The sequence below is a fragment of the Aeromicrobium senzhongii genome, from assembly GCF_014334735.1.
Taxonomy (GTDB): Bacteria; Actinomycetota; Actinomycetes; order Propionibacteriales; family Nocardioidaceae; genus Aeromicrobium; species Aeromicrobium senzhongii.
On the sequence record NZ_CP060587.1, the window covers coordinates 2,991,027 to 3,013,038 of the forward strand.

General features: G+C 66.4%; 17 protein-coding genes. 5 read left to right on the forward strand and 12 right to left on the reverse strand.

What is annotated here, in order from left to right:
- Positions 1 to 104 precede the first annotated feature (104 nt).
- The 3 genes from H9L21_RS14630 to H9L21_RS14640 all read right to left on the reverse strand — a co-directional run bounded on the left by H9L21_RS14630 (position 105) and on the right by H9L21_RS14640 (position 5,058).
- Entirely contained in the window at positions 105 to 2,618 is a 2,514-nt protein-coding gene (locus H9L21_RS14630; RefSeq protein WP_154597394.1) for a helix-turn-helix transcriptional regulator, read from the reverse strand.
- A 60-nt stretch (positions 2,619 to 2,678) separates the two neighbouring features.
- Positions 2,679 to 3,545, reverse strand: coding sequence for an aldose 1-epimerase family protein (locus H9L21_RS14635; protein ID WP_154597393.1), 867 nt, complete (start codon positions 3,543 to 3,545; stop codon positions 2,679 to 2,681).
- 82 nt (positions 3,546 to 3,627) lie between these two features.
- Entirely contained in the window at positions 3,628 to 5,058 is a 1,431-nt protein-coding gene (locus H9L21_RS14640; RefSeq protein ID WP_154597392.1) for a tyrosine-protein kinase domain-containing protein, read from the reverse strand.
- Between the two features lie 80 nt (positions 5,059 to 5,138).
- Between H9L21_RS14640 and H9L21_RS14645 the strand changes: the two genes are divergently transcribed.
- Positions 5,139 to 5,666 carry an arsenate reductase/protein-tyrosine-phosphatase family protein gene (locus tag H9L21_RS14645; protein WP_154597391.1) on the forward strand — a complete coding sequence of 176 codons (528 nt, stop codon included), beginning with the start codon at positions 5,139 to 5,141 and terminating at the stop codon, positions 5,664 to 5,666.
- A 14-nt stretch (positions 5,667 to 5,680) separates the two neighbouring features.
- Here H9L21_RS14645 and H9L21_RS14650 read toward each other — a convergent pair whose 3' ends face one another.
- Entirely contained in the window at positions 5,681 to 7,432 is a 1,752-nt protein-coding gene (locus H9L21_RS14650; protein ID WP_154597390.1) for a DUF4012 domain-containing protein, read from the reverse strand.
- Between the two features lie 87 nt (positions 7,433 to 7,519).
- Positions 7,520 to 8,044 carry an LAVTG motif-containing sortase-dependent surface protein gene (locus H9L21_RS14655; RefSeq protein ID WP_187411607.1) on the reverse strand — a complete coding sequence of 175 codons (525 nt, stop codon included), beginning with the start codon at positions 8,042 to 8,044 and terminating at the stop codon, positions 7,520 to 7,522.
- A gap of 254 nt (positions 8,045 to 8,298) precedes the next feature.
- Here H9L21_RS14655 and H9L21_RS14660 point away from each other — a divergent pair, with 254 nt between their 5' ends.
- Entirely contained in the window at positions 8,299 to 9,807 is a 1,509-nt protein-coding gene (locus tag H9L21_RS14660) for a sugar transferase (RefSeq protein ID WP_187411608.1), read from the forward strand.
- Positions 9,808 to 9,877: 70 nt separating this feature from the next.
- Here the strand turns inward: H9L21_RS14660 and H9L21_RS14665 are convergent, their stop codons facing one another.
- Both H9L21_RS14665 and H9L21_RS14670 read right to left on the reverse strand, forming a co-directional pair.
- Positions 9,878 to 12,070: a 3-hydroxyacyl-CoA dehydrogenase NAD-binding domain-containing protein gene (locus tag H9L21_RS14665; protein WP_154597387.1), complete on the reverse strand. Its 2,193-nt coding sequence runs from the start codon at positions 12,068 to 12,070 to the stop codon at positions 9,878 to 9,880.
- A gap of 35 nt (positions 12,071 to 12,105) precedes the next feature.
- A complete protein-coding gene (locus tag H9L21_RS14670) occupies positions 12,106 to 13,320 on the reverse strand; it encodes an acetyl-CoA C-acetyltransferase (RefSeq protein ID WP_154597386.1) in 1,215 nt (404 codons plus the stop codon).
- Positions 13,321 to 13,671: 351 nt separating this feature from the next.
- On the opposite strand from H9L21_RS14670, the gene H9L21_RS14675 reads away from it, so the two are divergent.
- Positions 13,672 to 14,685, forward strand: coding sequence for an acyltransferase family protein (locus tag H9L21_RS14675; protein ID WP_187411609.1), 1,014 nt, complete (start codon positions 13,672 to 13,674; stop codon positions 14,683 to 14,685).
- 107 nt (positions 14,686 to 14,792) lie between these two features.
- Here the strand turns inward: H9L21_RS14675 and H9L21_RS14680 are convergent, their stop codons facing one another.
- Entirely contained in the window at positions 14,793 to 15,305 is a 513-nt protein-coding gene (locus tag H9L21_RS14680; RefSeq protein WP_187411610.1) for a VanZ family protein, read from the reverse strand.
- Between the two features lie 52 nt (positions 15,306 to 15,357).
- Here H9L21_RS14680 and H9L21_RS14685 point away from each other — a divergent pair, with 52 nt between their 5' ends.
- Positions 15,358 to 16,071, forward strand: a complete 714-nt coding sequence (locus tag H9L21_RS14685) for a MerR family transcriptional regulator (RefSeq protein WP_255467083.1) — start codon at positions 15,358 to 15,360, stop codon at positions 16,069 to 16,071.
- 265 nt (positions 16,072 to 16,336) lie between these two features.
- Positions 16,337 to 17,305, forward strand: a complete 969-nt coding sequence (locus tag H9L21_RS14690) for a glycosyltransferase (protein WP_187411611.1) — start codon at positions 16,337 to 16,339, stop codon at positions 17,303 to 17,305.
- A 2-nt stretch (positions 17,306 to 17,307) separates the two neighbouring features.
- Here the strand turns inward: H9L21_RS14690 and H9L21_RS14695 are convergent, their stop codons facing one another.
- Genes H9L21_RS14695 through H9L21_RS14710 form a run of 4 tightly spaced genes read right to left on the reverse strand, consistent with a single transcriptional unit; the run spans position 17,308 to position 21,978 of the window.
- Positions 17,308 to 18,612: an O-antigen ligase family protein gene (locus tag H9L21_RS14695; RefSeq protein ID WP_154597382.1), complete on the reverse strand. Its 1,305-nt coding sequence runs from the start codon at positions 18,610 to 18,612 to the stop codon at positions 17,308 to 17,310.
- Positions 18,609 to 19,811, reverse strand: a complete 1,203-nt coding sequence (locus H9L21_RS14700) for a polysaccharide biosynthesis protein (protein ID WP_154597381.1) — start codon at positions 19,809 to 19,811, stop codon at positions 18,609 to 18,611. The genes H9L21_RS14695 and H9L21_RS14700 overlap by 4 nt, the downstream gene beginning before the upstream one ends.
- Complete coding sequence (locus H9L21_RS14705; protein ID WP_154597380.1) at positions 19,811 to 20,872, reverse strand: glycosyltransferase; 1,062 nt, start codon at positions 20,870 to 20,872, stop codon at positions 19,811 to 19,813. The genes H9L21_RS14700 and H9L21_RS14705 overlap by 1 nt, the downstream gene beginning before the upstream one ends.
- Complete coding sequence (locus H9L21_RS14710) at positions 20,869 to 21,978, reverse strand: glycosyltransferase (protein ID WP_154597379.1); 1,110 nt, start codon at positions 21,976 to 21,978, stop codon at positions 20,869 to 20,871. The genes H9L21_RS14705 and H9L21_RS14710 overlap by 4 nt, the downstream gene beginning before the upstream one ends.
- Positions 21,979 to 22,012 lie beyond the last annotated feature (34 nt).

The following is a 22,012-nucleotide window of genomic DNA, read 5'->3' on the forward strand; positions in this document are numbered from 1 at the left end:
CCACGGCGTTGTGGCGGTCGAGTCGAACCTAGGCAGGAACACGGCCCGATCGGCCGGTAAGAACGGGAAACCACCCCGCCTCCCCACCCCTGCCGTGAAGGGGGTCACATCCCCAGTCGGTGAATGGCCGCCACGAGGCGGTCGCGGGTGTCCACGCCGAACTTGCGGTAGAGGTTGGCGCGGTGGAACTTGACCGTGTTCACCGAGAGGAAGAGGTGCTCGGCGATCTCCTTGTTCGTGCGCCCCGCGCGCACGAGCGCCAGCACCTCACGCTCGCGCTCGGACAGATGCGGCGCCCTCTCGCGTGAGCGGCCGATCTCGACCGTTCCGGCCAGCAGGTCGGACAGCCGCTGCGCGTCCTGACCCGTTCCCGCCGCGACGTACTCGCGCAGTCGCGTCAGGTCGGCCGGCGCCGCCGTGCCGAGCAGGACCCGGACGAGGCCCGACCCGGGGGCGCACTCGGTCGCCCGCCCCAACGCCGCCAGAGCACGCTCCGGCTCACCGGCGCGCACGGCGCGGGTCGTCTCGAGCATCAGCGCCATCTCCTGCGACCGCGGGTCGAGGGCGTCGAGGTCCAGGAACGGGTCGTCGTTGGTCAACTGCTCGTTCAGCGGCAAGGGCCGACCGGCCGACTCCAGAGCCGATGGTCCTGTCTGAGCATCGAGTGCCGCCGACAAGGTGTCCTTCTCACCGCCGGGCGGCCAGACGTTCAGGACACGGACGCACAACGCGTCCAGCTGGCGGGCAGCCACGCCCGTCCTCGTCGGCGTGAGGTGCCGCGAGCGCCAGCGTCGGCCCCTCAGGTACCTGACCCACACCCGGTCCAGCTCGTCGAGGCGGCCGGCCCCGGCGGCCGAGAGCGCATGCGCCACCAGCAGCAACGGCCACTCCACCGGGTCGACCTTCTCCATCGCCGCGCCCGTCAGCCGAACGGCACGATCGGGGTCCGTGGCGTCCAGTGCCTCCCACCCCCGCAGCACCGCATCGGCGACCACGTCCAGCTCGCGCCACGGGTCCACCGGAAGGCTCGGCGCCGGGCCTCGGGCCAGCACCTCCAGGTCACCCACGTGCCGAGCGCACATCTCCAGCACGAGCTCCGCGTGGTCGCGGCGACGCCCGTCCGGATCGGTCAGCCGGACTGCGTCCAGCTCGAGCGCCCGGATCGCGTACCGGGCGGCCGATGCGGCCAGGTCGATCCGGTCCATCCGGACCAGTGCCTCGACCGACAGCAGCAGGTCCGAGACCGAGCCGGCGTCCATGCTCAGGTCGGGCAACAACTCGGCGAAGCCGCCCAGTTCCTGGATCGCCCCGTGGGCCAGCTCGACCTCGCCGAGCCGGACGGCGGTGTAGACCGCCATCGCCCGGTGGTGGAAGCGGTCGGCCGGCGGCACGCTTCCCGACGGGGGCGTCCGGCGCCCCAGCTCACGCATCACCGTGCTGCGACCCAGGCGGTGCCCCAGCCGGGATCGCAGGACCATGCGCAGGCAGGCGAGCGACGGGAAGTCCATGAGCGAGGCCACCGGCAGTTCGAGCAGCGGCGCCCACGAGGACAGGTGCTCGGTGCTCATCAGCTCCCACATGCGCGCTCGCGCTGCGCGTGCGGCGCCGGGCAGGTCACCGGCCGACACGAGCGAGAGCACCTCCTGCTCGTGGTCGCCGTGCCGGCGCGCGATCCCGGCGATGCGCACGTGCTCACGGGCGATGTCCTCGGACGAGCGGTCCTGGATCCTCAGCAGGTGCTCGCGCACGAGGGGCCGCCAGGTGAACATCGGCGCCCGGGAGCGGCCGGAGATCGCCAGGTGGGCCAGGCCCAGTTCGACGGCACGCTCCACCTGACGCTGGTCGTCGTGGACGGCGACCAGTTCGGACAGCGCGCTGAGCGGGAATCGCGGCACCAGGATCGCCGCCGAGAGGAACTGCTCGAACGGGCCCGTGGCCCGAGGGGAGAGCGCCCACGTCGCGGGGACCACCTCGTCCCACGTGAGGGTCGAGGCCAGGACGTCGCCGGGGCAGCTGCGCACGAGCGTGGCTACGAGCCCCACCGTCCCGGCCGTCAGCTCCATCACCCGATCGACGGCAGGCTCCGTGATCTCGGGCAGGGCCGACCTCAGGTAGTCGGCGAGCTCACTGCGTTGCAGGCGCAGTTCCGCGTCGGTGACGAGCCGGTGCGCGATCGCGCTCTCGGTGAGCAACGCGATCAGATCGGTCGCGTCCTGCGTGGCCACGACGGTGCGGACGCCTGCGTCATGGGACCACCGTGTGACGAGGTCACGCAGGATCGTCGGCTCGACCCGGTCGACGCCGACGAGCGCGATCCTCGCCTCCCCCAGGGCGCGCAGTGCGGACTCCGCGGCACGCTCCGGGCGAGTCGCCGCATCGCGCGCATCGATCGGCACGCCCCGCGCGTCCAACGCGGCGAGCAGCGCGGTCGTGACGCCGGCCGCGTCGAGCTCGTGTCCTCCGGCGTCAACCAGCAGGCGCTCCTCAGCGGCGCTCGCGTCGGCAGCCCACTGGCGGAGCAGGGTGCGCTTTCCCGATCCGGGCAGTGCCTCGACGACGACGAGCGGCAGGCCCGTGTCCAGGCGTGCCATCAGGCGTGGGCGCACCAGCTCGGCCACGCCGCATCTCCTCTGTTCCGGGGGTCAACCTCCATTGTCCCCCACGCCCCGGGGCGCTGGTCAGAGGAGTTCGACGCAGTAGGAGAGGGTCTCGCGTCCGCCCGGCGGCAGGACGACGTTGCCCGGCTTGCCGGCGAACTGGCCGACGAAGTCGACCGGTGCCGGCTGGCCGCGCCACGGCTCGACGCACACGAAGCGCGCACCTGGGACGGACCAGAGGGTGATGCCGGTGAAGCCCTCCCACGACAGGCGCACCACGCGGCCCTGGGGTGAGGAGTAGGTCAGGCTCTTGCTGGCAACCTCGGGCAGGATCACGGCGCCGTCGGTGAACCAGGAGTCGTTGAGCGTCACGACGCGTTCCCACGCCGGGTTGTCGAAGCGCTCGGGCGTCAGCAGGTTGTCGACGACCCGACGCATCGGCGCCGTCTCGGGCTCGTCGAAGCGGATCTGGTGCATCGACCGCGGCTGCCCGTCCTCGAGTGGCCACACGAAGGCCGGGTGCGAGCCCAGCGCGAACGGCATCGGCTCGTCGCCGCGGTTCTCGACCGTGTAGTGGGTGGTGAGGGTGCGGCCCTCGGTCACGTACGTCGCGGCCAGGGCGAAGTCGAAGGGGAAGTGCTTCCGCGTCTCCTCGTCGGAGACGAGCACGAGCGAGACCCGGTCGTTCGCGCTGTCGACGACCGTCCAGCGCCGGTCGCGCGCGAAGCCGTGCTGCGGCATGGGGAACGTCTCGTCGCCGACGCGGATGCGGTCGTCGGGGACCCGGCAGATCACGGGGAACAGGATCGGCGCGTGGCGGTGCCACGGGTCGTCCCCGGACCACAGGTACTCGTGGTCGTCCTCGTCACGCATCGAGACCGGCTCGGCGCCGTCGGGCGAGATCGCCACGGCGATCTTCTCCCCACGGATGACGATGGACGAACCCATGCCCTGACCGTAGTCAGACGAAGCCTCTGTCCGCACGGCGAACAGGGGCTTGGTCTTCAATGTCACACGCAGAATGTCACGTTCACTTCTTCGCGCGGCCGAACAGCGAGCGCTTGGGAGCGACACGCTTGGCCGACTCGGGTCCGTAGCCGTAGCCGTAGCCGTAGCCGTACCCGTAGGCCGAGCCCGACCCGCGCTTCTTGGGCTGGGGCGACATCGTGACGACCGTGCCGCACAGGCGAGCGTCGACGCTGTTGAGGCGCTCGAGCGCGGCGGCGTACTGGTCGGTCGTCGTGGACCCGTGCTTGATCACCATGATCGCGCCGTCGGTGGCCGCAGCCAGCGGAGCGGCGTCCGTGACAGGCAGCAGCGGCGGAGCGTCGACCAGGACGAGGTCGTACTCCTGGCGCAGACGGTGCAGCAGCTTGATCATCTCCGGCGACTCCAGCAGCTCGGCCGGGTTCGGGGGGATCCGGCCCGAGGGCAGGACGTCGAGCGAGTCGCCGACCTGCTGGATGGCCTCGTGCGGCTCGACGCGGCCGAGCAGGATCGTGGTGATGCCGACGCTGCCCTCCAGTTGGAGGTACTCGGCCAGCTTGGGTCGGCGCAGGTCGGCCTCGACGAGCAGTACACGCTGACCGCTCTTGGCCAGGATCTGCGCGAGGTTCGCCGCCGTCGTGGACTTGCCCTCCGACGGCACCGAGCTGGTGACGACGTAGCACTTGTGGCTGGCGCCGGCGTCGATGAACTGCAGGTTCGTGCGCAGCACGCGGAACGCCTCGACCCGCGGGTCGTACCCGGGCAGGTCGCGCACCAGCGGGTTCTTGATGGCGTCGCGGTTGAAGTGGATGTTGCCCAGCACCGGGACCTCGCGGCCCGACACCTTGCTGATGTCCTCCTGCGAGGTGATGCGGTTGTCCATCATCTCGCGGGCGACGGCCAGGCCGAAGCCGAGCAACAGGCCCAGCACCAGGCCGAGGCCGAGGTTGCGCACCGGCTGCGGCGACACGGGCGAGTCCGCCACCGTCGCGCGGTCCACGATCGAGGCCTTGACCGGCGCCTCGCTCTGGCCGTCAGGGGTCTCGAGCTCGCGCACGTAGCCGACGAACGCCTCGGCGACGGTCTGCGTCAGCTGCTGGGCGCGCTCGGGCGAAGGGTCGGTGACCGACACGGAGAGCACGACGGTGTCCAACTCGACGCCGGTCTCGGTGCGTGCCATCAACTGCTGGGGCGTCTCGTCGATGCCCAGCTTCTCGATGACGCGGCTGGCCACCTCCTCACCCTTGATGAGCGTGGCGTAGGACTTCACCCGCTGCTGGCTGAACTGACCGCCCTGGGCCAGCTCACCACTCTCGGAGCTCTGCGGCGTCTTGACGAACAGGCGAGCGGTCGACTGGTACTGCGGCGTGACCGAGAGCGTGTACATGCCGGACGCCAGGACGACGAGCAAGCACACGAAGGCGATCAACAGCCACCGATCCCGTGCGATGCGCAGGTAGTCCTTCAACTCCATGGGTGCCTCCGAAGGGGGAAGTGAGGGGCGAGTCCGGGCAACGGCCGCGGCCGGGGGTCTCCGGCAGTAGGCTCCTGCCCGTGAGTCACGGGATCTTGGTCGTCTGCACCGCGAACGTCTGTCGGTCCCCGGTGATGGAAGCGATGTTGGCACAGCTCCTGGACCCGACGCGGTTCGAGGTGGCCAGTGCCGGCGTCATGGCGCCGCGCGGCACGCCCATCGATCCCGAGTCGGCCGCGCAGCTGCGCGCCCGGAACGTGCCCGTGCCCGAGCGGACCGCGCGCCAGCTGAAGCGCGACCTGGTCACGGCGGCCGATCTGGTGCTGACCGCCACGCGGGCGCATCGGGCCGATGTGCTCGACCTGGATCCGCGCGCCCTGCGGCGCACCTTCACGCTGGTCGAGTTCGCCGCGCTGTGCACGCAGGTCGAGGCGACGGACTTCGCCGGCCTGGTCGCCGCAGCGGCAACCGAGCGCTCGCGCGGCCCGCGCGACGTCGACCTGATCGACCCGATCGGACAGCCGACCGAGGTCCATGCCGAGGTCGCCGCACGCATCGAGACCGCGGTCCGGACGATCGCGGAGGTCCTCGGCCGCCTCGAGGGCTGAGGACGCGCCTCGCGCTACCGGCATGCGCTCGGCACTCGGACGTCGTTGCTGGACGTGTCGATGCCCGGCGTCTCGAAGTAGCGGGCGTCCGCGACGGCGCCCGGCGCTGTCTGGACCTGCCACGTCACCGAGATCTCGTCCCCGGGCGGCACCGTCAGGGTGCCGTACTGGACGGCCCGATCCTTGTAGGTGACCTTGCTGGACGCGAGGTACTGCTCGGCGCCGTCGATCGTGAAGCCGGTGACCTTGCCACCCTTGGGCGTCAGCAGCCGGTAGGTCAGCAGCTGGTTGCCCTTCTCGGTGCGGTTGCCGCGACCGACGATGTACCAAGGCGCCTTCTTCGGGTTGCCGCTGAACTGGTTGCGGAACGACGTCGTGACAGAGATGGTCTGGCGGCGGTCGGCCGAGCAGGTCGTGGCCTTCACCCGGGTGTCGTAACGCAGGTAGTACTGCATCTTCGACTGGGCCGAATCGGTGATGTAGAGACCGACGTGCGGCGTCTCGTCCGGCTGGGCGACGCGGCCGGCCACGGCCGTCGAAGCGATGACCTTCTGGCGGTCCTTGTCGCGGAACCACACCTGCAGGCGCCGCTCCTTGACGGCGGAGGACAGCGAGGAGACGACCTGCGTCCAGTCGCCGCGGCCGTTCATCACGGCCTCGAAGGTGCGGCCGGTGGCCGCCTCGAAGTAGTCGTTCTGATCGGCCGAGTCCTCGTACTCGAGGTACACCCCGTTCAGCAGGCGGTCAATCGCGTTGTCCGCGGTGAGCTTGGCCCCCTTGCCGACGTCGACCGACCCGACGCCGCGGAGCACGTAGGACATGGCCACTGCATCGAGGCTGATCACCCCATCGACATCGACATCGACCCCGTAGGCCGCCTCGGCGCGGTCGGCCCAGATCTGGGCGACGCGCGGGTAGTCGGGGCTGATGTTGGACGAGCGGACGTCGCGTCCCATGATCGTGCCGAACGCCTGCTCCTCGTCGTCACTGAGTTCGGCGTCGGCCAGGCGCGAGCCATCGGTTCCGAAGTTGAGCTCGTCGGAGCTCGACTGTGCGCTGAGCGTCAGCTTGCCGTCCTCGGTGCTGAGCAGCACGAACACGCCACCCATGCCACCAGTGGAGCGGATCTCGGCGTTGGTCTGGAACACCAGCAGGTAGTTTTGTTCACCGTCGGCGCCGAGCGAGGCAGGCGCGAGGGCCATCACGCGGCTGGCGGCGTCGGCGGCGCGGTCGGCCTCGTCGATCTGACGCTGCAGGTCCAGCACGGGACGCACCAGCGGACCGACGAGACCCTCGGCCTCGATCGCACCGATCCGGTCGGCGTTCTGCTCCAACACGCCGCTGGCCGAGGCCACGGCCGGGGCCAGAGCGGCCAGGGCCTTGACGTCGATCTTGCCGTCACGCGGCTTGAAGCTGTCGGCCGAGAGCGCTGATCCGGCCTCGACGACGGGCGGCAGCCCGCGGGCGGCGATGTCGTCGATCGACGCCGAGGTGATCTGGACCGCCTCGACGTTGCGGCCGAGCCACGGGATCTTCGCGGTGGCATCCCACATGCCGCCCCGGCTGAGCCGGTGCGCCTCGGCGCTGTTGGACTGCAGGCGAGCCAATGAGGCGCGAGCCCCGTCGGCGTCGCCGGCCGCCAGCTGATCCTTGACGCGCGTGGCTTCATCCTGGGCCCGCAGCAGGCTGGAGGCCACGGTGCGCGCCTCCAGCCCGAACGGCACCAGCGCGAAGGCCACGACGGCCAGCACGAATCCGGTGGTCACCCAGACAGCAGGAGACCGCCATGTGATCCGAGAGAACATGGCGGCCATCCTAGGAGTGCCGACTGGTCAGCCGGCGGTGATGAGTGTTCAGGACTTGCGACGTCGAGCGGCCACGGCGACTCCGCCACCGACGACCAACAGGCCGGCGCCGACGGCGAGCAGCTGCCAGTTGGATCCACCGGTGTCGGCCAGGGCGCCCTCGTTGTTGTTGTCGCCCGCACCCGCGGTGTCGTCGTCACCGCCGTTGGCAGCATCGCCGTCAACGACCACGGTGAAGGTCTGGGTGCTCACCTGGTCGCGACCGGCGGCGTACGTGGCGTCGGCGCTGTAGGCGACCGGACGGAACGGGCCGGCGTTGGAGAAGCGGCACACGACCGTACCCTCGTACGTGCCCGGCTCGGTGGGCGCGGTGAACGTGGCGCTGTAGTCGAAGCCGACCTCGGTGGCGCCGGCCTGGCCGTTGAAGCTGGAGGACCAGGCGCACTCGACGTTCGACGAGAAGCTGACGGTGAAGGGGGCGCCGGGCTCGGCGACCTCGGCGGCACCGTCCTGGACGATGGCGGGATCGCCATAGCCCTCGGAGGATGCGGGACCGGCCAGGGCGAGAACCATCAGGGCCCCGAATCCGATCAGAAGAGTGAACGGGCGTAGCATTTTCAGGACCATCTAACTGGTTCCCCTCGATAAAAGTAATGGTGCGGGATGAGTACCATGCAACCAGAGATGGGCGGCTCTGTCGAACAGAGTGACTCACATCACACTTCTCAGGTTTCCCCCTTGTAACAATTGGTCCCACCCGTATCATCTGCCGGACACTGCTCCTGAGACTTGTCAAGAGCACCCTGGCACGGTTTATCGTCACCAAGGTGACAGTCGACAGCGGAAGAGACCCCTCCACCGCCGACGACCTCGGGGGCACGGCACCACATCGTCCACATCGGGTCGGCGCCGTCGGCGCTGCCCACCGAAGACACGTCCAACGGATCGCGATCGCCGACTTCGTCATCCTGGTGACCGCCGTCGTGGCCTCCGAGTACCTCTGGCTGGGCACCGACGCCGACACCATCGAGCCGCAGTTCGGCATCGGCTACACCAAGTTCGGCGTCCTGCTGGCGTTCGTGTGGTGGTTCGGCCTGCGCCTGGGCGCGACCCGGAGCCGCAACGTGCTGGGCTCCAGCGACGAGTACCAGCGGATCGTGCGGGTCACGGTCACCACGTTCGGCGTCCTCGCGATCATCGCCCTGCTGCTGGAGCTCAACCTTTCGCGTGGATACCTCGCCGTCGCGTTCCCCCTCGGGCTGGTCGGGCTGCTCTTCTCGCGCCGCACCTGGCGGAAGGTGCGCGAGCGCCAGTTCAGCAGGGGCCAGAACGTCAAGCGTGTCCTCGTCGTCGGACTTCCCGAGTCGGCGAACGAGATCGCGGGCTGGTTCACGCGGCATGCGCATGCCGGCCTCGATGTCACGGGCGTGTGGCGTCCCGGCGGTCACGCTGGACTCGAAGGACTCCGGATCGGCGAGCGGTTCATCCCCGCCATCAGCGGGGCTGAGTCGCTGCAGTCGGCGCTGAAGCTGGCGGCCGCCGACATGGTGGTGGTCTCCTCCACCGACGAGCTGGGGCACCACGGACTCCGGGACCTGACGTGGGATCTCGAGGCAGCCGGCATCGACCTGATGCTCTCGCCCAACCTGGTCGCCGTCGCCGGTTCGCGGATCAGCATGAGGACTGTCGCCGGCATGCCGTTCGTCCACGTGAAGAAGCCGCAGTACGCCGAGGCGGGGAACTGGCCCAAGCTGGTCTTCGACCGGATCGGCGCTGCCGTGATCCTGCTGCTGGCCTCACCCGTCTTCCTCGTCACCGCGCTCTGCGTGAAACTGACCAGCCCCGGCCCGATCTTCTACCGGCAGGAGCGGGTCGGCCGCAACGGCGACCCGTTCCCCATGATCAAGTTCCGCTCGATGCGCGAGAACGCCGACGCCGAACTGCGCGAACTGCTGGAGGCCCAGGGCACCGCCGACGCCCCGTTGTTCAAGGTCGAGGACGACCCGCGCATCACGAAGATCGGCCAGATCATCCGCCGGTACTCGATCGACGAGCTGCCCCAGCTGATCAACGTGCTGCGCGGCGAGATGAGCCTCGTCGGGCCTCGCCCGCAACGCGAGGGCGAGGTCGCCCTGTACCGCCACAGCGACTGGCGGCGGCTGCGGGTACGCCCCGGCATGACGGGCCTGTGGCAGGTGTCGGGTCGCTCCAACCTCACGTGGGAGGAGGCGATCCAGCTGGACATGCACTACGTCGAGAACTGGTCGCTGATGGGCGATCTGCAGATCCTGGCGCGCACCCTGAAGGCCGTGCTGGCCAAGGACGGCGCTGTCTGAGGGTCACCGGACAGACACAAGACGAAGCCCCGGTCCGATGGACCGGGGCTTCGTCGTTGCTGGGTGCGGATCAGGCGAACTTCTCGCCCTTCTCGGCCTTCTCGATCAGCAGGGCCGGCGGGCTGAAGCGCTCGCCGTACTTCTCGGCCAGCTGCTGCGCACGCTCGGTGAACGCCTTGACGCCGATCTCGCCGGCGGCGGACTCGTAGCCGTTGACGTACTGCAGCGCGCCACCGTGGACCGGCGGGAAGCCGATGCCGAAGATGGAGCCGATGTTGGCGTCGGCCACCTGACGGATGACGCCCTCCTCGAAGCAGCGGATCGTCTCGAGAGCCATGATGAACGTCAGCCGCTCCTTGATGTCCTCGAGCGGGACGTCGGCGTCCTCCTTGACGAAGAGGTCCCACAACTCGGGCCACAGGAACTTCTTGCCGCCCTCGGGGTACTCGTAGAAGCCGGCGCCGGCGGCCTTGCCCGGGCGACCGAGCTCGACCATCTTGTTGACGACCTCCATCGCGGGGGTGACCGGCAGTTCCTTGCCCTCGGCGGCGGCGGCCTTGCGGGCCTCGCCCTCGATCTTCTGCTGCAGCGTCAGCGAGACCTCGTCGGACATCGCCAGCGGCTGGCCCGGGAACCCGGCCAGCTGCGAGGCGCGCTCGATGCGGATCGGGTCGACGCCCTCGGCCAGCATCTCGACGCCCTCCATCACGAGCGTGCCGAACACGCGCGAGGTGAAGAAGCCGCGGCTGTCGTTGACGACGATCGGGATCTTGCGGATCTGCTTCGTGAAGTCGATCGCACGGGCCAGGGCCTCGTCCGACGTCTTCTCACCCACGATGATCTCGACGAGCTGCATCTTGTCGACCGGGCTGAAGAAGTGGATGCCGATGAAGTCCTCGGGACGCTGGACGCCCTCGGCCAACGTGGTGATCGGCAGCGTCGACGTGTTCGAGCCGAGCAGGGCATCGCCGTTGACGATGGGCTCGAGCTCACCGAAGACGCTGTGCTTCAGCTCGACCGACTCGAAGACGGCCTCGACGACGAAGTCGCAGCCGGCCAGGTCGGCGTAGTCGGCCGTGGGCTGGATGCGGCCGAGGATCTCGTCCTTCTTCTCCTGCGTCAGACGACCGCGCTCGACCTGCTTGGTCAGCAGCTTGTCCGAGTAGCTCTTGCCCTTCTCGGCAGCCTCGATGCTGATGTCCTTCAGGACGACCTCGATGCCCGCACGCGCCGCCTCGTAGGCGATGCCCGCGCCCATCATGCCGGCGCCCAGCACGGCCAGCTTCTCGGCCTTACGCTCGGGGACACCCGTGGGACGGGAGCCACCGGCGTTGATCGCGCCGAGGTCGAAGAAGAACGCCTGCGTCATGTTCTTGAACTGCTGACCGATCAGCAGGTTGACCAGGTAGCGCGACTCGATCCGGCTGGCGGTGTCGAAGTCGACTTGGGCACCCTCGACCGCAGCGCTCATGATGTGGCGCGGCGCGATGTACGGCGCACCCTTGAGCTGCTTCTTCAGGTTGGCCGGGAAGCTGGGCAGGAAGGCCGCCAGCTTGGGGTTGCTGGGCGTGCCGCCGGGGATCTTGTAGCCGGGGCGGTCCCACGGCTGCGAGGCCGCTTCCTCGTTGCCCGCGTTGGACTCGATCCACGCACGCGCCGCGACGATCAGCTCGCCCGCCGGCACGATCTCGTCGATCAGGCCGATCTTGAGCGCCTTCTCGGGCTTGTTGCGCTGGCCCTGCAGCAGGACGTTCATCAGCGCGTCCTGGATGCCGAACATGCGCACGGTGCGCGTGACGCCGCCGCCACCGGGCAGCAGGCCCAGCGACACCTCGGGCAGGCCGATCTCGTAGCGACCCTCTGCCGCGATGCGGTGGTGGCACGCCAGGGCGATCTCGAGGCCGCCACCGAGCGCGGCGCCGTTGATGGCCGCGACGACGGGCTTGCCGATCTTCTCGAGCTTGCGCAGCGTGGCCTTGATCGACTCGACGTTGTCGAACAGCGACTGGGCGTCGTCCGGCGTGGCCTGGGTCATGAGCTTGAGGTCGCCACCTGCGAAGAAGGTCTTCTTCGCGCTGGTGATGACGACACCCTTGATCGAGTCACCGTCGTCGGCGATCTCGCGGGCGAGACGGTCGACCGCGGCCTCCATGGAGGCGCGGTAGGTCTCGTTCATCGTGTTGGCGCTCTGGTCCGGATCGTCCATCGTCAAGGTGACGATGCCGTTCTCGACCTCGTAGCGCACCGCGTCAGTCGTGGTCATGCGTATTCCTTCGTGGTGTGTTCGGGTCGGTCGGATCAGATGCGCTCGACGATGGTGGCGATACCCATGCCACCGCCGATGCAGAGCGTGGCCATGCCGTAGCGCTTCTCGCGGCGCTCCAGCTCGTCGACGAGCGTGCCCAGGATCATCGCGCCGGTCGCACCCAGCGGGTGGCCCATCGCGATCGAGCCGCCGTTGACGTTGGTGCGGTCGTGCGGGAAGTCGTCGAGGTCGCGCATGAGCTTGAGCGCGACGGCGGCGAAGGCCTCGTTGATCTCGAGCAGATCGATGTCCTCGATCGACAGGCCGGCCTTGTCCAGTGCCTTGCGGCAGGCGGGGCCGGGGCCCGTCAGCATGATCGTCGGCTCGGAGCCGATGACGGCGGTCGAGACGATACGCGCACGGGGCTTGAGCCCGTGACGCTCACCGGCGCGCTCGTTGCCGATCAGCACCAGCGAGGCGCCGTCGACGATGCCCGAGCTGTTGCCCGCGTGGTGGACGTGGTTGATCCGATCGACGTCCACGTACTTCTGCAGCGCGACGGCGTCGAAGCCACCGAGGTCGCCGATGTCGGCGAAGGACGGCTTGAGGCCGGACAGCGACTCGACGGTGGTGCCCTCGCGGACGAACTCGTCGTGATCGAGGATCGTCAGGCCGCTGAGGTCCTTGACCGGAACGATCGACTTGTCGAAGTAGCCGTTGGCGATCGCCTTGGCGGCGCGCGCCTGCGACTCGGCGGCGAACGTGTCGACGTCCTCGCGGCTGTAACCCTCGATCGTGGCGATCAGGTCGGCGCCGATGCCCTGGGGCGCGAAGCCGGTGTCGAGCGACGTCTTGGGGTCCATCGCCCAGGCGCCGCCGTCGGATCCCATGGGCACACGGCTCATGGACTCGACGCCACCGGCGACGATGAGGTCCTCCCAGCCCGACTTCACGCGGGCGGCGGCCTGGTTGACCGACTCCAGGCCCGAGGCGCAGAAGCGGTTCAGCTGCACACCGGCGACCTGCTCGCCGAATCCGGCGGCCAGAACAGCAGTACGGGCGATGTCGGCGCCCTGGTCACCCACGGGCGAGACGACGCCCAGGATCACGTCGTCGACCTGGTTGGGATCGAGATCGGGGTTGCGCACCCGCATCTCGTCGAGCAGGCCGTTGACCAGCGAGATCGGCTTGACCTCGTGGAGCGACCCGGTCTTCTTGCCGCGCCCACGAGGGGTACGGATGGCGTCGTAGATGAATGCCTCGGTCATGGATGTCCTCACAGCCGGAAGAAAGCGTTGGCGTCGATTCTGACACCATTACTGTCAGTATCGCCACCGACCCCTGAAGTGATTGTCGACTGAGGGCGATTCCCCGCGTGGGAACCCGCTCAGGAGTCATAAATCAGCAGTCCAGAGTCGAAGACGACGAGCACGCCGAGGGTCACCGGACCCAGCACTGCGAGTGCCGGATCCACGACGCGATGACCGAGTCCCGCATAAGACGAGCGAGCAACGCACCAAGCGGGGAACTCGTGTGGCCAACGTTGTGCATGTGTACCAAGTGGCCGTGGAGTAAGTAAACACATACTCTGTTCCTCTATGGGGGCCCGGCAGCAGTGGATGGACGCCACACGAGGCGCTGCCGTTCTTCTCGTCGTCGCACATCACGTCACGAGCGTTGCCCCGGAGTTCAATCTCGTTGTTCCATCGTCGGTCGCGTCGATTGATCGATTCTTCGCCCCGTTCCGTATGCCCATGCTGATGTTCCTGTCGGGCCTTCTCCTGAGCGCGTCCCTGTCGAAGCCCACTCGAACTTACGTCGTCGGGAAACTCTCCGGAATCGGTTGGCCCTACGCCGTCTGGACGCTCATCACGCTCGTCGCCACTGCACAACTCTCGTTCATCGCGATCGCCAAGACTCCGATCACTTCTCCCACCTACCTTTGGTACCTGCATTTCCTCCTGGTCTTCTACGCCGTCGCGTGGGCCTGGAATCGGGTACGTCTTCCGTTCTCCCTGTTGGCTGGGGCCGCCCTAGTCGTATCCGCGGTCGTTCCCGACGTCGCACGCTTGCCTCGGTTCTTTTTCCTGCTCGGCTTCTTCGCGTTGGGCGCACACCTTGCGTCCCGCCAAACTTTCCTGACCCGGCGGGCGATTATCGTTCTTCCCGTCGGGCTCTCGATCGCAGCAGTCGCCGCAGCCGCAAGCGCCGGGGGAGCATCAGTTCGGTATTCCGCCATCTGGGCCTGGGGAGCCATCTCGCTCTGCCTCGCCATCGTGGCTGCATCGAAGTGGTACCGCGGGTCTCGAGTTCTCAAGCCACTCGAAGCCATGGGGCGAGGCTCCTTGGTGTACTACGTCTCGCACATGTCCGTCGTCTACCTGATCTTCGGAGCAACGACCCGCGTGGGCGTCGCATCATTTTGGATTTCGGGCCTGGCCGCGGCCTTGGCCGCGTTGGTTGCAGCGGGTCTACTCGCGCGTTTCGACGCACACTCCCGGTTGCCCTCGATCCTGTTCAGATTCCCGCGGCGTCTCGAACCTCCGATAACCCAAAGGAACCGCGATCAGCCCACGGCAGGCGAACAAACTACTTCCTCGCGCGAGGACGTCCAGATCAGGAAGACAACCTGAACCTGAACGTGCGTCTTCCTTACAGCAGATGAATCGAATGATCAGAACACCCGCGCGGGTGCCACAACGCACAGACGCCTCGGGCGCACGGCGATCTCGGTCGACGCTCAGGAACCCGAGATCAGCAAGCCACAGACCAAGACACTGACCACGCCAAGTGTGACCAGCACGAGTACCGCGAGCGCGATCTTGGCGAGGCGCGAGCCATGGGTCGCGGCCCGTAGCGCGGCGAAGCCGAGAACGGCTCCGCCGGCGTCAGCGACGACGTCGAGGATGGAGGCGGTCCGATCGACGGGGCCGAGCGCCTGGGCCAGCTCGATCCCTCCGGACAAAAGGCAGCCGAGCGTCACCGCGGCCAATACCGAGACACGAGGGAAGACGAGCGCCAGGAATATGCCGACAGGCACAAAGAAGACGGCGTTTGCGGCAACCTCGGCCAAGCCGACGACCTCGGACGCCGACACCGACAGCAGGTCGGCAATGCCCTTCGTCAGCCGCCAGTCGACGATCGACAGGCCGGCGTCGACGTGTCGGGGCCACAGACCGATCGCGGCCACCAGTAAGACGTAGAGGACGGCGGATCCCACCACCGGAGCGGAGGGGCGGAGGGTGTCGCGCATTGGTCCCAGCCTAAGGCGGAGTGAGCGTGGACTTCGCACTAGTGTCGTCACCGTGAATGACGTCACGGAGTCGATCGGCATCGAGCAGCTCGCCGAGCGGGTGGGCATGTCCGTGCGAACGGTCCGCTTCTACGCCGGACGCGGCCTCATCCCCCCGCCGCGGCGCGAGGGCCGCAACGGCTACTACGGAGCCGACCACATCGCGCGCCTGGAGCTGGTGCGCGAGCTGCAGGCCCACGGCTTCACCCTCCAGGCGATCGAGGGCTACCTCGAAAAGATTCCGGCCGACGCGAGTCCCGGACAGGTCGCCCTGCACCGGACCCTGCTGGCCCCCTGGATGCCGGAGCTCCCCGAGTCCGTCGAGCGGTCCGCGCTGGAGAAACGTGCAGGTCGAGAACTCTCGGACGACGACTTGGAGTTGCTCATCGCCCTCGGCGTCATCGAGCCCACACCGGACGAGGACGTCTTCCGGCTCGCGCCGGCGCACCTCGCGGTGGGCATGGGCTTCCTCGACGCAGAACTGCCGATCGAGGCGGCCCACGCAGCCCGCAAGCTGATCCTGGCCCACGGCACGGCACTCGCCGACGAACTCACCGAACTGTTTCGCCACCAGGTCTGGCCGCACCTCAAGTCCTCGGGCCAACCGCCCGAGATCATCACGTCGATGATCGAACGCTTCAAGCCACTCACCATCCAGGCGCTCGTTGCCGCATACGAGCAGGCCGTCGATGAGCAGAAGCGCGAGACGGTACGCCGGCGCAGTTAGTCCTGCCTCGAGGGGGCCCGCCCACGCCCGGGTGAAAGAGGCCTCACGTCCGAACCGCGATCTTGATCACCGTAGGATCTCGAGAGTTGAAGCAGTTCGAGCATTGGGAGATGACGTGGCCGATTCAGTTTTGCACGCCGTTCACGTCGACCACTCGGGACTGCCTGGCGGAGGCCAGTTGGGACTGCGAAGGTTCCTCAGGCAGACGTCCGATCGGGTTCGGAACTCGGCTCTTTTGCTGACAGGAGGGCCTGTCGCCGACGGAATGGCAGGCGACGAATCGGACGTTACGACCCTCGATCTGGAGACGGCAGGCCTGAAGGAACTCGTCGTCCGTCGTCGCGATCTGGCCGATGCGTTGAAGAAGGCGCAGCCCGATGTGGTGGTAGCCAACAGTCTCCGTGCAGCAATCGCGCTTTCATTCACTCCGAAGCGATGCGCTTGGGCCTACTACCTCCGGCAAGACATGTCGGCAGGAAGCGTGGGGCGTCTCCGACGTGCTTTCGTCCTCTATGTTGTGCTGCCGAGATTCGACACGTTGATCGCCAATAGCCAGTGGACGCTTTCGACCGTCCCACCAAAAACGCGGACGAAACATCGCCTCGCAATCGCCTCGCCACTGTCCGGCGCTGAGCAACTGCTGGATGTAGAGCCGATCCCTTCGCACCCGGGCACTCCGTTGCGCGTGGGCTGGATGGGGCGGGTCGTCGACTGGAAGGGTCTTCACGTTCTGATCGAAGCCCTTGACCTACTCCACGCGCAGGGCGTCGCGACAACGCTGCAAGTCGCCGGTTCTGCCATTCACGAAGGTTCGGCATACATGGAGGCGCTGCAACGCGCCGCACAGGACCGGAACTTCAGGATCGATTTTCTCGGTCAGGTGAGTGACATTCGTTCTTTCCTCAGCGAGCAGGACGTCCTTGCACACACCTCAGTCCGTCCAGAGCCCTTCGGGCAAGTGATCATCCAAGGCATGGCCGTCGGTCTGCCCGTGATCGCTACTGATGTGGGCGGACCCGCAGAGATCATCGAGGACGGCCTCGATGGCTTTCGCGTGGCTCCTGGCGATCCTGTAGCGCTCGCCGAAGCCCTGCGTCCCCTCGCAGCTGACAGTGCGCTGCGACGTCGCGTTGGCATGGCGGCCCGCGAGAAGGTCAGGCGACAGTTCACCGATCGAACGCTCGCGAATGAGCTCAACAAAGCAATCGAACTGACCGCCGCGCGTCGTTCCTGAACTCAGACCACCTGGGCGTCAGTCCGATCCGCGTCGGCGGGCGTCTCTCCGAGAACGCTCCGATCGTGAACAACGCCGCTCGAGTACCTGAGAAGTGCTGCAACCAGAATCAGGGTCAGGGGCGTGGTGGTCCACATCCGATGAGTATCGACCGTGATCATGTGCGCCAACTCCGAAACCACGATCGCAACGGCCAAGCGCCGAACGCTGGGCGCGGCGCGGAAACCTTCGGCGACCAAGACCAGCCAGAAGGCTGTCAGCATGACCCCAAAAACGACTCCCAGCTCGACGAACAGCGTCAGCAGCGAGTTGTCGCCGACGCGCCCGGTGACAGCGATCGTCTGTCCATACCCAATACCGACGATCGGATTGACGGGGATCCACCCGACGAGCATCTCCCATGCCTGGAACCTCGGCGTCGCGTAGAAGAGTGATTCCCCCGACAAGTTGAAAACGTCGAGTCGCCGAAGCGTAAACATCATCCGGGGATCCACCGACGAACTCACGAACAGGATATACACGGCGAAAATCGCAAGGAGTGCGCAGAAGGCAGCCACCAACTTCTTTGCGACGGAAGACATTGCCAATAGCACAGCCAGAGCGACGAGGACGTGCAACAACGCGGCCCTTGAGGAACTCAAGAACGTGGCGTACACGGCCATCGCGACGATCACGGACATGAGGACATGCCGTCCGAACATCATCATGTAGCCGAGGGCAGCAATGGCTAGGATCGCCGACAGGTGCCCGAAGTCGCCCGTGTTTCCTAGGAGCCCCCCCGCGCGGAGACTAGAGCCGAGGCCGCCGCCATACCAGTTGACCTGCTGGGAATCCCTCACTTGGATCCCAGCGTGGTAGAGCCCAATGCCAGCAAGACAGGCGATCGTGCTGCTCGCTACCACCGTCGCGAAGATGCGTTTAAGTGCAATCCTGTCGATGGCAGGAGCGCCCATCACTACGAGGAACGGCAAGTAGATAGCCCACATGCGCCCAACGAATACGACGTCGCTTGGCGCGTCGGCGATCAGGTGAACGACCGAGCCAATCAAGGAGACAACGAAGCAACCGAGCAGCAGGAGGCTTGGCAGACGTGGAGCACCACCAAGCCCACGGAGCACGCTGAATACGCCCAAGGCCAGAAGGAGATCGACCGACCCGAAGGATTGGGTTCCGGCAGGAATGATGAGCAGCGGGCACAGAGCCGCATAGAGGACCGCGATGGTTGCGGCAGACGGGAGAATGCCGGGTCGAGGGCGGTCAACGTCGCGCCGTGATGTGGGATGAGGTTCGATCACTGATCGCTTCATGCCATCCGCCTCACGTGCCGCGCGTACGCAATGGAGAGCACCAAGGCGACCATTCCTTCAGCAACCAGGTAACTGAATGCGGCTCCGGCATCCTCCGACGTGCGGGCGACCGAGAGAATCATCGCAATCCCGGCAATCGCACCAACCAGCGTGGCGAGCAGAATTTGGCGAGTAAGACGAGCAGGAACCATGAGGTGTTTGATCACTACAGAGGAGACGGAAACGGCGAGGAACGCCAACCCGAAGAAGATCGACACAACGTATGTGCTGGCAAAGTCCTCCCCGAAGAGCAGGCTCGTGACTGACGGACCAAGCAGGGCGAATCCAAGGAATCCCGTGATTCCGAGCGCGATGTGTGCCACCACGGAACTCCTGCGGCGACGAACACCTCTGGGACCATCATGCTCGAGAACCCATGCTTGAAGCGCGTTGCTTAGAGTCGAGACGGCCTGATTCGCAAACCGGAAGAGTCGATCACAGGATGCTAGACCAACCGAAAGCGCTCCGGGTGCGGCGAGACCAACGAAGAACAAGAAGCCGGCCGAGTAAGACGACGAGACAATCGTGCTCGCGGCGACTGATCCGTTCGCCGCGAACCTGGCGCGGACATCACCACGCGGTACCGCCGGCCGTGTGTGTCCGCGAAAGGTCTTCACCGAGAATCCGAGAACGCCTAGCAGCGTCGCACCGAGAAGTAACGCGGGATACCACATCAACTGATGGGTGGCGAGGATCGCGAAGGCGGCTAACACGATAGAGACGAGCCGCGGCGCGGCAGACCAGAAGAGCAGTATCGAAGGACGGCCCACGCCCACCGCGAACCACGCAGGAGTCAGACCAACGGCGCTCAAGGACAACGCCACTGCGTAGCCGAGCACGAAGTCCTGTCCTCCGAGAACGAGAAGCAAGGCAGCCGCCTGAAGCACCGCACACCCGATCCACAGGAGGAAGGAACTCGCCAAGAATTCCCACCAAAGCGCTCGCTGACGTTCTCCGTTGGAACCCGAGAGTTGAACCGGCCCGCTCAAATTCCATCCGTAGGTGACAACCGTCCCGGCAAAAGCACCCGCTGACTGACCCAAAGCGATCGCGGTCCACTCTCCGGCGTCAGCGCGGAGGGCGATGATCGGCAACAGAAAAAACGGGGCTGCAAGCGCTAGGAAAGGCACCAATCCAAAACCTGCGACCTTGCGCAGCACTAGGTCGCGCTCCGCATAACGTCCTCGTACGTGTCGACGAACGCGCCGACATTCGCCTCCACGGTGAACTGCTTCAGGGCTCTGTCTCTGGCAGCCTTCCCTAAAGTTGCACGCGTCGACTGCCCCGAGAGCCCGCGCAGTTGAGCGACCAAGGAGTCCTGATCATTCGGTTGGAATACTCGTCCGCATCCCCCGAGCGCCCAGGTCTGCGCGGGGAGGTCACTCACCACGATGGCGCGCCCGAACATCATCGCGTCGATGAGTTTCGCCGGCAGTTGACCCTGCGAGAAGGCCGTGCGTTCGCTGGGGATCACGACCATGTCTGCTTCTGAAACCAACTGCATACCCTCCTCGAACGAGGTGAGACCAGTCCACGTCTCCCAGGGCTTTGCGTCGGACGGCGCCTCCGCCGTGACGGACAAGCGATAGCCAACGTCTTGAAGAGCCTCCACAGCACCACGGAGGAGCCCTACCCCTTTGTGCCCGCGAACCGTTCCAACAAACGCGATGGCCGGAGGGCCGAGACTCTGCGGCGATCCCACCCCACGATCGGCTCGAACGTGCGGGATGAGAGTTCCTCCGTAGCGCGACTGAAGTTCCGGGTTACTAACGATTGTCGGTAGCTCAACCGCCTTCTTGCGCATCCCTCGGAAGTGGGCGCTGGCCCTTGGCCGCAGGATCTCCTTACCTAGCCGCTTCAACTTGTCATCCACAGACAACCCCGCTTCGATGTCCGGGTCGTCAATGTCCAGAATGACCGGGACTGAAGATCTCTCTGCCCACTGCGTCGCTAGACGCCCAGACGATGGCAAGGGTTTCACACAAACGATGACGCGAGGGGTCCAACGCGCCCAGGGATCGACAGCGGAACTGTGCCCGACGCTGTGGACCCTTTCAGCAAAGGGCGTAGTCGCAAGTGGGCCCCAGATTGCGTCACCCTTGGCGCCCACCACAACCGACGTCAGACCGGCGGCTTCGGCGAGTTGCCATAGGCAGTAAACCCGCCCGAGGGAGTTCGATGAGATGTCATCGGAGATGAAGGCAATGTCGATCGGAGTCATTTACCCTCCAACCAAGTCTCGACAGCTGTGGCAAATGACGCACGAGAGAAAGCGAGTGTTCGTGACGCCACAGCGGAGGAATCAAGTGACGCGTCCTGGAACCACGACACGACTTGGCCGATTCCCTCGGCAGACGGCTGGATAACGATTCCGCCTCCTACCGCCTCCACGCTTTCCCGTGCGCCTCCGATCTCCGAAACCACCACCGGGGTCCCGAGCGCCATCGCCTCGACAGGCATGATGCCGAAGTCCTCGATCGCCATGAACACGAAAAGTGAAGCTGCTTGATAGAGGGCGTAAAGCCCCGGGGTACTTACATATCCGAGAAACGTGACAGGAACCTTGCGCTTCTTGGCAATCTCACGAAGTCGGTCCTCGAATGGGCCGGACCCAGCGATGACCACGGGGAGGCCAAGCTCCTCACCAACATCGATCACCGCATCGAGACGCTTGTACTCCACAAGTCTGGATGCGCCAAGTACGAAGCGCTCCGGAAGCGCTTCCAACTTCCTTCGTTCAGCTTCGTCTGTAATTTCCGCCCGCCAGTCACCTACGCCTTGAATACCCTCGACGTCGACCGGCGGATAGATGACGCGGGCATCAACGCCCCAAGCGTCCTGCATCCGTTGCCGTACGAATTGGCTGTTCGCCGCGAAGGACACGTTCTCTGACGTATGGCCCCGATCCCAGTTCTTGAACACCGCTCGGCCCGCGCGTGCGGGCAATGACTGGCCACGCTCGTCGAACTCCGGCGCCCAGACATATCGAGGAGGGGTGTGTACATACGCGAACGAAGGAATACCGGCGTCCGCTGCCCGCGATGCAAGGTAATGCGAGGAGGCGTGGGAACTAACCACGACGCGCTCCACCCCGGTGAGATCGATCCGCTTCCATGCGCTCGCGAGGAAGGGGTAGGCCATTGCCTTCGAGCGCCGTAGAGGAGATCGCGAAAGCCATGTCTGTTCGATGTCTGGTCCGAACCTATGGGGCGCGTCGTTCCACAGACACACTCGCCGAGACCCCGGCAACGTGCTCGACAGACTTTCGAAGACGTTCTCCGAGCCACCGATCGGCGCAAGCCACTCATGCGCGAGCAGAGTGGTCATCTAGCTCCCTCCCCGTACGTACGAACCGTGGGGC

Coding starts and splice junctions, on each gene's coding strand:
- H9L21_RS14635 (WP_154597393.1), bottom strand. CDS start 3,545: ATGGGTTCGTCCATCGTCATCCGTGGGGAGAAGATCGCCGTGGCGATC.
- H9L21_RS14640 (WP_154597392.1), bottom strand. CDS start 5,058: ATGGAGTTGAAGGACTACCTGCGCATCGCACGGGATCGGTGGCTGTTG.
- H9L21_RS14655 (WP_187411607.1), bottom strand. CDS start 8,044: ATGGTTCTCGCCCTGGCCGGTCCCGCATCCTCCGAGGGCTATGGCGAT.
- H9L21_RS14665 (WP_154597387.1), bottom strand. CDS start 12,070: ATGACCACGACTGACGCGGTGCGCTACGAGGTCGAGAACGGCATCGTC.
- H9L21_RS14670 (WP_154597386.1), bottom strand. CDS start 13,320: ATGACCGAGGCATTCATCTACGACGCCATCCGTACCCCTCGTGGGCGC.
- H9L21_RS14675 (WP_187411609.1), top strand. CDS start 13,672: ATGGACGCCACACGAGGCGCTGCCGTTCTTCTCGTCGTCGCACATCAC.
- H9L21_RS14680 (WP_187411610.1), bottom strand. CDS start 15,305: ATGCGCGACACCCTCCGCCCCTCCGCTCCGGTGGTGGGATCCGCCGTC.
- H9L21_RS14690 (WP_187411611.1), top strand. CDS start 16,337: ATGGCAGGCGACGAATCGGACGTTACGACCCTCGATCTGGAGACGGCA.
- H9L21_RS14695 (WP_154597382.1), bottom strand. CDS start 18,612: ATGAAGCGATCAGTGATCGAACCTCATCCCACATCACGGCGCGACGTT.
- H9L21_RS14705 (WP_154597380.1), bottom strand. CDS start 20,872: ATGACTCCGATCGACATTGCCTTCATCTCCGATGACATCTCATCGAAC.
- H9L21_RS14710 (WP_154597379.1), bottom strand. CDS start 21,978: ATGACCACTCTGCTCGCGCATGAGTGGCTTGCGCCGATCGGTGGCTCG.